The organism is Oscillibacter sp. CAG:155, assembly GCA_000436875.1.
In the GTDB taxonomy this organism is placed as follows: domain Bacteria; phylum Bacillota; class Clostridia; order Oscillospirales; family Oscillospiraceae; genus Oscillibacter.
Genome location: FR890841.1, coordinates 7780 through 17736, shown reverse-complemented (window position 1 = coordinate 17736; position 9957 = coordinate 7780). Strand labels below are relative to the sequence as shown.

Sequence of the window (9957 nt, the reverse complement as noted above, 5' to 3'; positions counted from 1 at the left end):
TCTTGACTTATTACCATTGGACTTTCCGCAAAAAAAGAGCTGCGGGCCAAGGGGTCCGCAGCTCCAGTTTATGCACTTTTTCCCAAACTATGCGCGGCTGTCAGGCAAATACCTGCTGCACCAGCACCATGTACACCACAGTCCCCCCGGCAATAGAGAGCAGCACGTTCCGCTTCCAGCAGTGCAGGGCAGTCACCACCGCCACCGCGATCATCTCCGGTGCGCCGTGGGGCGCTTCCAGCCAAGCAACTCCCTTGAGGCAGTATACCACCAAAAGCCCCATCATGGCAGGCGGCAGCACCCGTCCCAGGTAAGTGACCACCGCCGGCGGCTTCCGGCTTTCCGGGAACAGCCAGAACGGCAGCCATCGGGTCAGCTGGGTCCCGGCAGCCACCGCCAGAATGATGCCCACCGTCTCCGCAGGTGAGAGCCTCATACCGGTTCCTCCTCTCTCTTTGTCCGGTCCAGCCGTCTCCGCCCAGCCAGCAGCACCACCAGGATCAGTACCATGGCGGGAATGACCATATTGTCCGCCCCGATGAGTGCGAGGCTCACAGCAGCGCAGACAATCCCAATCACGCCGGAAGCCCGGTTCTCCGGGCGGCTCCACTGCTCCAGAAACAGCACCACAAAGAGGGCCGTCAGTGCAAAATCCATGCCGGTGGTATCGAATGTCAGGAAATTTCCCAGCAGCCCCCCCAGCGCCGTGGCCAGGACCCAGTATCCATAGTCCAACAGGGAGATGCACAGGTAAAAATCTCGGCGTTCCACGCCCTCCGGCGGCTCCACCGTGGATACCAGAGAGAAGGTCTCATCACAGAGCACATAGATGAGAAAGCCCCGTACCCGGCCCAATCCCTTGTATTTATCCAGCAGCGCCAGGCCGTAAAACATATGTCGGGCATTAACCATCACCGAAAGCAAGAATGCCTGGAGCGGATCGAACGCCGTGGTCAGCAGGGTAATGGCCACATACTGCATGCTGCCGCCAAAGGCAACGGCACTCATGAGCGTGGACCAGAGCGGTCCATATCCCTTGGTCTGCATCAGCACGCCGTAGGCAAGGCCCAGGCACAGGAATCCTGTCATCACCGGGATGGTGGCCGGGAAAGCCGCCCGAAATGCCCTGCTCCACCGGTCGGGCGCGGTTGTGGTTTCCATGTCTCCCATACTCCCTCCAAACACTCCGTTTCCTTCACAAAATACTCCGCAGGCAGCCGTCCGGGTTGGACCAGCTGCGGCAGGCGGCATTCTCATTCACATTGCCTGCCCCGGTGAAAAAGAAACGCCGCACCGGTTCCCCGGTGCGGCATTCTCAGCAGTTCAGGCATACCGCCGGAGACGGATCACATCTTCTCGGGAGCGTCCACTCCGATGAGCTTGAGGCCGTTGCGCAGCACGATACGGGTCTCGTCCGCCAGCTTCAGCCTGGCCGCCTGCACCGCGGGTTCCTCACCCTTGATACGGCAGGCAGTGTAAAAGCGGTGGAAGCAGCCCGCCAGTTCCTGGAGATAGCGGTTGATATGGCTGGGGTCATAATCCCGGGCCGCCAGCTTGATCTCCTCACAGAACTGGGCGATCTGCTTGATGAGGGCCCGCTCCGTCTCCCCGGAGAGCAGCGACATGTCCACGTCCGCCTCCTGAGGGACGGAAACACCCTCCTCCGCCAGAGCCCGCAGCAGAGAGCAGATCCGGGCGTGGGCATATTCCACATAGTAAATGGGGTTCTCGGAGTCCTCCCGGACGGCAAGGCCCAGGTCAAACTCCATCTGGGTGTCGGGCTTGGCGTTGAAGTACCACCGGGCGGCATCCACGCTGACCTCGTCCAGCAGGTCGGAGAGGGAGATGGCCTTGCCGGTGCGCTTGGACATCCGCACCACCTCGCCGTCCCGCAGGAGCTTCACCAGCTGCATCAGCACGATGTCCAACCGCTCGGAACCATTGAGGCCCAGCGCGTCCAGTGCTCCCTTCAGGCGGGCCACATGGCCGTGGTGGTCGGCGCCCCAGACGTTGATGACCTTGTCGAAGCCCCGGACGGCAAACTTGTTGCGGTGGTAGGCAATATCGGCGGCAAAGTAGGTATAGAACCCATTGGCCCGGCGCAGCACGTCATCCTTGAGGTCCAGCTTCTCGATGTCCGCTTCCTTCTTGCCGGCCTTGCGGAAGTGCTCCCGGAGGATGTCGGCGGTCTTGAGCCACAGTGCACCGTCCTTTTCGTAGGTCCAGCCCTTCTCCGTCAGCAGATTCACCGTCTCGGCAACATATCCGCTCTCATGGAGGGTGGACTCGTAAAACCAGTTGTCATAGTGGATCTTGTAGCGGGCCAGGTCGCTCTTCATCTTGGGCAGGTTCACGGAGAGGCCGAACTGAGCCAGCTTCGCCTGCCGTTCCGCCTCGGGGACGTTTAAAAGCTCCTCGCCGTGCTGGTCATAATAGGCCTGGGCCAGGTCCCGGATATCTCCTCCCTGATAGCCGTCCTCCGGGAAGGGAACCGCGTCCTCCCCCTTGATGATCTGAAGGTAGCGGGCCTCAATGGAGTGGGCAAACTTGTCGATCTGATGGCCGGCATCGTTGACATAGAACTCCCGGGTCACATCCGCACCGCAGGCGGTAAGGACACTGGCCAGAGTGTCGCCCAGCACGCCGCCCCGGGCGTTGCCCATGTGCATGGGACCGGTGGGATTGGCGGAAACAAACTCCACCATGATCTTCTGTCCCTTGTGGGTGTCGCAGGTGCCGTAGTCCGCTCCCTCAGTCTCCACCGCGTCCATTACGCCGGCGTACCAGGTGTCGTTGAGGCGGAAGTTGAGGAACCCGGGCCCCGCAATCTCAGCGGAGGTAAAATAGGAACCCTTCAGCTCCATGTGATCCAGCAGCGCCTTGGCAATATCCCGGGGGGACTTGCGCAGCGCCTTGGAGGCCGCCAAGGCAAAAGTGGTGGTAAAATCGCCGTTGGCAGTGTCCTTGGGGATCTCCACCGGGGCGGTCTTGACCTCCGCCTGGGGCAGCGTCCCATCCGCCACCGCCGCCTGATAGGCAGTCATGGCCAGCGCCGCCGCCTGCTCTTTCGCGTTTTGCACCATGTTGATCATATCGTCCATTCCTCTCTTTTGTGGTTGTGATTCTCCGACGGCTTCGGACCCCTCCAAAGCCGGCACGCTCCGGCTGTCTGTTCCGGATTTTCGGGTGAATTATTTCCGCTTCACCCGGATTTTAAAGCAGTTTTTCCCCGTGACGGTGTGCTCCACAGCAATGGAGTATTTGATCTCCATCACACCACCCCGCTCGCTGAGGTTGTGCCGCAGAAGGCTGGTCTGGATATCCACCGTCAGCTCGCCGAACGGGGTCTCGTACAGGGACGTATGCTGGCGTCCCTCCTCAAAAATCATCTGGGAATTCACACCGCCCTGCCTGGTCAGCGTCACCCGGGGACCGCTGACCTCAAAAACGGTGGTGGTCCCCTCCATTCCGGTCAGGGCGCTTTCCTGATAGACCAGCCGCAGGCCATTCTCCGTCACTTCCAGCGTTCCCTCGGTCATCAGCTCCGTGGCATCCGGGTCCACGTCGTCAAAATACTGCTCGCCCCGGATGGAGAGCAGCACCGGCAGTTTTTCCCGGGCTGTTTCAATACTGGTCAATGTCGATCCTCCGTGCCGTGTGGCGCAGATCCTCCTGCAGGAACAAAGAGGCCGTGCGCTCAAAATCCTCCGCCCGGTCGCTGACGTAAAACTCCGTCTCGCCCCGGTGATTCTCGTCCGCCCGCAATCCGCTGGCCTTGAGCATCCGCTTGAGTTCAAAGGCAGACTCCTCACCGGAGGAGACCAGCGTGACCCCCGGCCCCATGACATCGGCGATGATATCCGTCAGCAGCGGGTAATGGGTACAGCCCAGAATCAGCGTATCGATACCGGTGGCCCGCAGCGGTTCCAGATACTCCCGCACCACCGTCTCGATGACCACGTCTCCCCGCCGGATGCGGCCGTTCTCCACCAGAGGCACCAGCAGCGGGCAGGCCTTGCAGAGCACCTCCACCTCCGGGTCCATCTGCCGCAGAGTGGCCTCGTAGGCGCCGGAGCGGACAGAGGCCTGGGTGGCGATCATGCCGATCCGCTTATTTTTGGTCACCGCCAGTGCCCGCCGGCAGGCAGGCTCCACCACGCCGACGATGGGCAGGTTGTTTTCCGCCTGCAGCGTGGGAAGCGATGTGGTGGTGACGGTACCGCAGGCGATGAGGATGGCCTTGAGGTCAAAGGACCGCAAAAAGCGCACATCCTGCCGGGCGTATTGCAAAATGGTCTCCCGGGACCGGCCGCCGTACGGCACCCGGGCAGTATCCCCGAAATAAATGAGAGTTTCCTCCGGCAGAATCTGCCAGAGAGAGTGGACTGCCGTCAAACCGCCCAAGCCGGAGTCGAACACCCCGATCGGCCGCATATCCATAAAAACAGCAACGCTCCTTTCCCCGCCCCGAAGGCGGGGCCAGGGGCCGTTTTTTTCGCGCTGTCACCCCTGGCATCCGAATGATATATTATACTATGGGTGTAAGACTCCCGCAAGACAGATTTTAGTGTTTTTGTTCATTTTTTTAGGTGGAATTTTATGCTGTGCTCTGCTATAATCTCCTCATAAGCATGCAAGCTGGGAGGTGTTTGCCCATGAAGATCGAATTGACCGAGCAGCAGTTCCGGTATCTGCTGGATCTGGTGTACATAGGAAACTGGGTGATCAATTCCACCCGTGAGGATGACCGCATCCGGGAATACGACCAGGTGGAAAGCCTGATTTTCTCCCACTGCCTGCACCATCGCATGAGCAAGCTGGTGGAGCTGTATCAGGGAGAGCTGATCCCCTCCCGGGCCTTCGCCGACGGCGGTATCCACGAGGCCATCGAGCACTACGAGGACGTGGTGTTTTATGAGATTCTGGCGGAGGAACTGGCCCTGCGGGATATGGACGGAGAGCCGCTGACCCGCGAGAATTACAGTGAGCTGATGGAGCGCATCGACGCCTATCTCTCCGAGTTCGACGCTCACGGGACCGACAACATCAGCGTGGATCTGGACTGAAACAGGAAAAAGCGGGGGAGATGGCCGTCTCCCCCGTTTGCACGCAGCAACAACATTCGGGAAAAACGAGGGAAAAGGAGTTTGGAACATGGCAGAAAAAGCAAAGGTGTATTTCGCGGATTTCCGCTGTCCCAGCTGGCGGGAGAATCTTCCCCAGAAGCTGGCCCGTCTGATGATGACCGCCGGTTTCGGCGACATCGACATGGATGGTAAGTTCGTCGCCATCAAGATGCACTTTGGTGAGCCGGGGAACCTGGCCTATCTGCGTCCCAACTGGGCCAAGGTGGTGGTAGATCTGGTGAAGAGCCAGGGCGGCAAGCCCTTCCTGACGGACTGCAACACGCTGTATGTGGGCGGTCGGAAAAACGCTCTGGATCACCTGGAATCCGCCTATGTCAACGGCTTCACCCCCTATTCCACCGGCTGCCACGTCATCATTGCCGACGGACTGAAGGGCAACGATGAGGTGGAGGTCCCTGTGGAAGGCGGCGAATATGTGAAGAAGGCCAAAATCGGCCGGGCTGTGATGGACGCGGATGTTTTTGTTTCCCTGACCCACTTCAAGGGCCATGAGCAGGCGGGTATGGGCGGTACGCTGAAAAACATCGGCATGGGCTGCGGCTCCCGGGCCGGCAAGATGGAGCAGCACAACTCCGGAAAGCCCTTCGTCAATCAGAAGAAGTGCATTGGCTGCCACGCCTGCGCCAAGATCTGCGCCCACGACGCACCGGAGTTTGGTCCCGACGGTAAGGCCACCATCAACACCGACAAGTGTGTGGGCTGCGCCCGGTGCCTGGCCATCTGCCCCAAGGACGCCATCGCTTCCCGGGACGATGAGGCACCTGCCATCCTCAACAAGAAGATTGCCGAGTATACCAAGGCCGTGGTGGACGGGCGTCCCTGCTTCCATGTATCTTTGGTGCTGGACGTCTCCCCCAACTGCGACTGCCACGCCGAAAACGATGCGCCCATCGTCCCCAACGTGGGCATGTTTGCCTCCTTCGACCCCGTGGCGCTGGATCAGGCCTGTGCCGATGCGGTGCTGGCCCAGACGCCGTTCCGCAACTCCGCCGTCTATGACGAGGGCTGCAACTGCAGCGACCAGGATGTTTTCCACGCCGTCCACCCCGATACCGAGTGGCAGGTATGCCTGGAGCATGCAGAGAAGCTTGGGCTGGGCACCCGGGAGTACGAACTCGTCAAGATCTGATTTTCCGGGCACCGCCCTTTTTCCGGGAGTTCCTGGTGCAGAAACCAAAAAAAGAAAGAGGCCGGCAGTCCGCCGGCCTCTTTTTGATTTCTTTGATTCCACATCAGGCAAACAGCGCGTTGAAGCTATCCACAACGCTGTCCGCCCCTTCCACGGCGATCAGCATCACATAATTACCGTTGGAGACGATCCGGGAATCGTTCTTCCATCCCTCGATCGTCGCAGGATACCAGGCGCCGCCGGGGTTGGTTTCATCGCCCACCTGATAATCGATCCGGGCCTGGAAAATGTCTTTTACCTTCTGCACATCACCGGCGTTTTCCACCTGCACCAGCGCGATTTCGCCCACGTTGGCGGAGATCATGGCCATGTAAACGCTGCACTGCTTAGTGGAAATGTCGGAAAGGCCGGGGTAAAACGCGTCCACAGATTCCTGGCTCATCGCCATCATGGACGGCCAGTTTTCCACACTGCCGGGCAAAGACTCATAGAAGGCCGTCAGATCCACGTCCTTGCTGCTCTCCTCCGCCGGCTTCTGCACCGGCTTCTGGTTCTCAGGTGCCGTAGGCTTGGAGGCCGAAGGCTTGGAGGGCTTTTGCGCTGTGCTGCCGGTAGGCTTTTGCACCGTACTGGCGGCGGGCTTTTCCGTCTGGTCAGCGGGGCGGGTCCCCAGCGTTCCCAGTTCTCCTTCCTGGGCAGGCAGATTCTCCACATCCTGGGGATCTGTCTGCTGCCCATCTTCCGTCTCCATCAGGATCTCGTCCGCCTCGCCGCCGTGGGCGGTGGACTGCTCACCGCCCTGCTGGGTCTCCTCCTGAACATTTTCTTCGGGTTCTTTGGCATCGTCGGATGTCTCGTTTCCGCAGGCCGCCAGGCACAGTACCAGGGACAGGGCCAACATCAGGACAAGACCGCGCTTTTTCCAGTTCATCTCTTATCTCTCCTTATTTTTCCTTGAAATACGGACAATTTCACTCGTGATTGTTGTCGGTTCAGACGCAGCATTTCCGCAAAAAGTTCCCACCTGTTTTCTTTTTTCTGCAGACAACGCACCTATTTTTCATGCGATTATCCATTTTGTACAATATTGACTTTTGTTTTTAAATGATTTACAATCATTTTGCATAATTCAAACCATGTATGAAAAGCAGCGCAGCTGTCTATCCGTCTTTCTTTCCAAGGCGGTCTTCAGCTGGCACACTACAAGGAGGCGTTTCATGAAGCACACGCGAAAAAGCGATATATTTGTCATCGGATTTGCCCTGTTTTCCATGTTTTTCGGCGCCGGCAACGTGATCTTTCCCCCCTATCTCGGTCTGGAGTCCGGTGCCCAATGGGTGCTGGGTTTTATCTGCTACTATATCGCTGATATCGGCCTTGCGCTGGCGGCCCTGTTTGCCATTCTCCACTGCGGCGGCTCTGAGGGCGTTACACGCCGGATCGGGCGGATTCCCTCCACACTGCTGATGTGTGCCATCGTGCTTTGTATCGGCCCCATGCTGGCCATCCCGCGAACCGCAGCCAGCACCTATGAAATGTCTGTCTGCCCGCTGATTGCGGGCGTGAGTCCCGTGCTGTTCTCCGCGCTGTTTTTCGCGTTGATCCTGCTGCTTTGTATCCGGCAGTCCGCCGTGGTAGACATTGTGGGAAAAATCCTCACTCCCGGCCTGCTGATCGGCCTGCTGATTCTGATCGTTATGGGGATTGTGAACCCCATTGGTCCCATCTCCACCACCACACTGGTGGACAATGTCCCGCAGACCGGCATTGAAGCCGGATATCAGACCATGGATGTCCTGGCCGCCATGGTATTCGGCATCATCATTTTGAAAAGTGCCCGGGATAAAGGGCACACGGAGCCTGGAGACCAGGCTCGGGTGGTAGCCGGAGCCGGCGTCGTGGCAGGTCTTGCCCTGCTGGTCGTGTACATGGGTCTGACCTATCTGGGCGCTACCACCGCGCGCTTTTTTGATCTGACCGTCAACCGGACATTCCTGGTGATCGCCATTGTCCGCAACCTGATGGGCCAGGGCGGCATTATTCTCTTTGCCATTGTGGTGGCGCTGGCATGCATCACCACCGCGGTGGCACTGGTCAGTTCCGCCGCCGACTTCTTCTCCTCCCTCTCCGGCGGGAAGATCTCCTATCAGGCCCTGGTGGTTGTCTTCTGCGTGTTCAGCGCCGTGGTGTCCAACTTTGGCCTGGACCAGATCATTTCCATCGCCTCCCCCATCCTGGATATCGTCTATCCTCCCACGCTGGTACTGATTCTGCTGGCATTTTTCAGCAACCGCATCCGCAGCGACTGGGTCTATCGGCTGGCCACGCTGGGGGCACTGCTGTTCAGCGTTTTGAGCGTACTCAACAACACCTTCGGCGTGCCTCTGAGCTTTTTGGACTATCTGCCGTTGTCCTCTCTGGGCTTCGGATGGCTGGTTCCCTCGCTGGTACTGGGTGCCATCGGATTCCTGCTTCCCGGCAGCAGTGCCGCCTCCTCCGCCCAGGTATACCCGGCAGAGGATCTCGATCTTTAAGAGGTGCCATAAAAATACCCCGCGGCTAAGCCGCGGGGTATTTTTTCATTTAAGAACGCTCCGTCTTTTTTCCACCGCAGCAGCAAAGTGGAGTTGAGGATCATCAGCGCCGCCCCTGCATTGTGGCCCAGCACACCGCTGACCGGATCGAGCACGTCGGTAATGGTCAGCACGATGGCCAGGAAATGCAATCCCATGGAAAAGCTGAGATTCAGGCGAATAGCAGTCATCATCTTCCGGGACAGTGCCATCAGATGGGGCTGTTCCCGGATGCCCAGCTGGGACGCAGTTGCATCAGCGTCATCGGGATTGTCTCCGGTCCAATTTCCGTTCCGGCAGAATGGCTCTCAAATACCTCTTCGGCCAGATGTTTTCCCAACGCCTCTGCAATTTGGCTGCGGAAGGAATTGTGAACACAGATGAAGGCCACTTTGGGTTTTCCTGCATTCCTTTTTTACCTCCGGGCATCCTGAAGCAGCTGCTCCACCTCTTCCTTTTTCAAAACCTTTCCGCAGGAAACCACTTTTCCCTCCACCGCTAGTGCCGGCGTAGTCATCACACCATAGGCGGCAATCTGTGTGAAGTCCGTCACATGCTGGATTTCGGCATCAATCTTCAACTCTGCCAGCGCCTCACGAACGGCTTCTTCCAGCGCATTGCATTTCGCACAGCCGGAACCCAGCACCTGAATACGCACGGATGCTCCCGTTCCGGTCTGTTCCGCAGGTTTGTCCCCGCAGGGATTCCCACACCCGCAAGTCTTGCACGTTTCTTTCTTTTTTCCAAACAGCCACATAGTTTCAATCCCTCCTGAATTTAAAAAATAGGGAGTACATTAAAGAGATACCCCACTGTGATAATCCCAATCGCACAGATTGCAACAAATAGCGCCAGCAGCCGCGGTTTGACCGCTTTGCGCAGCATCACCAGAGACGGCAGGGACAATGTGGTGACTGCCATCATAAATGCCAGCACCGTCCCAAGCAGCGCCCCCTTTGCAAGCAGGGCCTCTGCCACAGGGATCGTTCCAAAAATATCCGCATACATGGGAATTCCTACTACCGTTGCCAGCACCACGCCAAAGGGATTGTCACCCCCCAGCACCGTCTCGACCCAGCTTTCCGGGATCCAGTTGTGGATGATCGCC

General features: G+C 58.5%; 12 protein-coding genes and 1 pseudogene. 3 read left to right on the top strand and 10 right to left on the bottom strand.

Annotated features, from left to right (window positions below; genetic code table 11):
- Positions 1-100 precede the first annotated feature (100 nt).
- The 5 genes from QZL67_RS01440 to murI form a co-directional block, all read right to left on the bottom strand.
- Positions 101-436 carry a branched-chain amino acid transporter permease gene (locus tag QZL67_RS01440; protein WP_022289004.1) on the bottom strand — a complete coding sequence of 112 codons (336 nt, stop codon included), beginning with the start codon at positions 434-436 and terminating at the stop codon, positions 101-103.
- The gene (locus tag QZL67_RS01435) at positions 433-1161 is read right to left on the bottom strand and encodes an AzlC family ABC transporter permease (RefSeq protein ID WP_292919624.1); all 729 of its coding nucleotides are present in this window, start codon (positions 1159-1161) and stop codon (positions 433-435) included. Before QZL67_RS01435 ends, QZL67_RS01440 begins: the two co-directional genes overlap by 4 nt.
- A gap of 185 nt (positions 1162-1346) precedes the next feature.
- Positions 1347-3092, bottom strand: a complete 1746-nt coding sequence (argS, locus tag QZL67_RS01430) for an arginine--tRNA ligase (RefSeq protein WP_022289002.1) — start codon at positions 3090-3092, stop codon at positions 1347-1349.
- Between the two features lie 99 nt (positions 3093-3191).
- Positions 3192-3638, bottom strand: a complete 447-nt coding sequence (locus tag QZL67_RS01425; RefSeq protein WP_022289001.1) for a DUF1934 domain-containing protein — start codon at positions 3636-3638, stop codon at positions 3192-3194.
- Positions 3625-4440 carry a glutamate racemase gene (gene murI / locus QZL67_RS01420; protein WP_022289000.1) on the bottom strand — a complete coding sequence of 272 codons (816 nt, stop codon included), beginning with the start codon at positions 4438-4440 and terminating at the stop codon, positions 3625-3627. Before murI ends, QZL67_RS01425 begins: the two co-directional genes overlap by 14 nt.
- Positions 4441-4655: 215 nt before the next feature.
- Between murI and QZL67_RS01415 the strand changes: the two genes are divergently transcribed.
- Positions 4656-5066, top strand: a complete 411-nt coding sequence (locus QZL67_RS01415; protein ID WP_022288999.1) for a hypothetical protein — start codon at positions 4656-4658, stop codon at positions 5064-5066.
- Positions 5067-5154: 88 nt separating this feature from the next.
- The gene (locus QZL67_RS01410; protein WP_022288998.1) at positions 5155-6276 is read left to right on the top strand and encodes a DUF362 domain-containing protein; all 1122 of its coding nucleotides are present in this window, start codon (positions 5155-5157) and stop codon (positions 6274-6276) included.
- 103 nt (positions 6277-6379) lie between these two features.
- Here QZL67_RS01410 and QZL67_RS01405 read toward each other — a convergent pair whose 3' ends face one another.
- Positions 6380-7207, bottom strand: coding sequence for a DUF4358 domain-containing protein (locus QZL67_RS01405; protein WP_022288997.1), 828 nt, complete (start codon positions 7205-7207; stop codon positions 6380-6382).
- Between the two features lie 286 nt (positions 7208-7493).
- Here QZL67_RS01405 and brnQ point away from each other — a divergent pair, with 286 nt between their 5' ends.
- Positions 7494-8810 (top strand): branched-chain amino acid transport system II carrier protein, encoded by a 1317-nt coding sequence (gene brnQ, locus QZL67_RS01400; RefSeq protein ID WP_022288996.1) that lies wholly within the window; start codon positions 7494-7496, stop codon positions 8808-8810.
- On the opposite strand, the gene QZL67_RS01395 is transcribed toward brnQ, so the two are convergent.
- The 4 genes and pseudogenes from QZL67_RS01395 to QZL67_RS01380 all read right to left on the bottom strand — a co-directional run.
- Positions 8807-9061, bottom strand: coding sequence for a hypothetical protein (locus tag QZL67_RS01395; protein WP_022288995.1), 255 nt, complete (start codon positions 9059-9061; stop codon positions 8807-8809). The two genes, brnQ and QZL67_RS01395, sit on opposite strands and share 4 nt — an antisense overlap.
- Positions 9062-9123: 62 nt before the next feature.
- Positions 9124-9240, bottom strand: a pseudogene (locus QZL67_RS01390) (arsenate reductase ArsC); the annotation flags it as partial.
- Between the two features lie 24 nt (positions 9241-9264).
- Entirely contained in the window at positions 9265-9606 is a 342-nt protein-coding gene (locus tag QZL67_RS01385; RefSeq protein WP_022288994.1) for a thioredoxin family protein, read from the bottom strand.
- Positions 9607-9626: 20 nt separating this feature from the next.
- Positions 9627-9957: permease (locus QZL67_RS01380; protein ID WP_292919622.1), on the bottom strand; the 331-nt coding region annotated here is incomplete at its 5' end.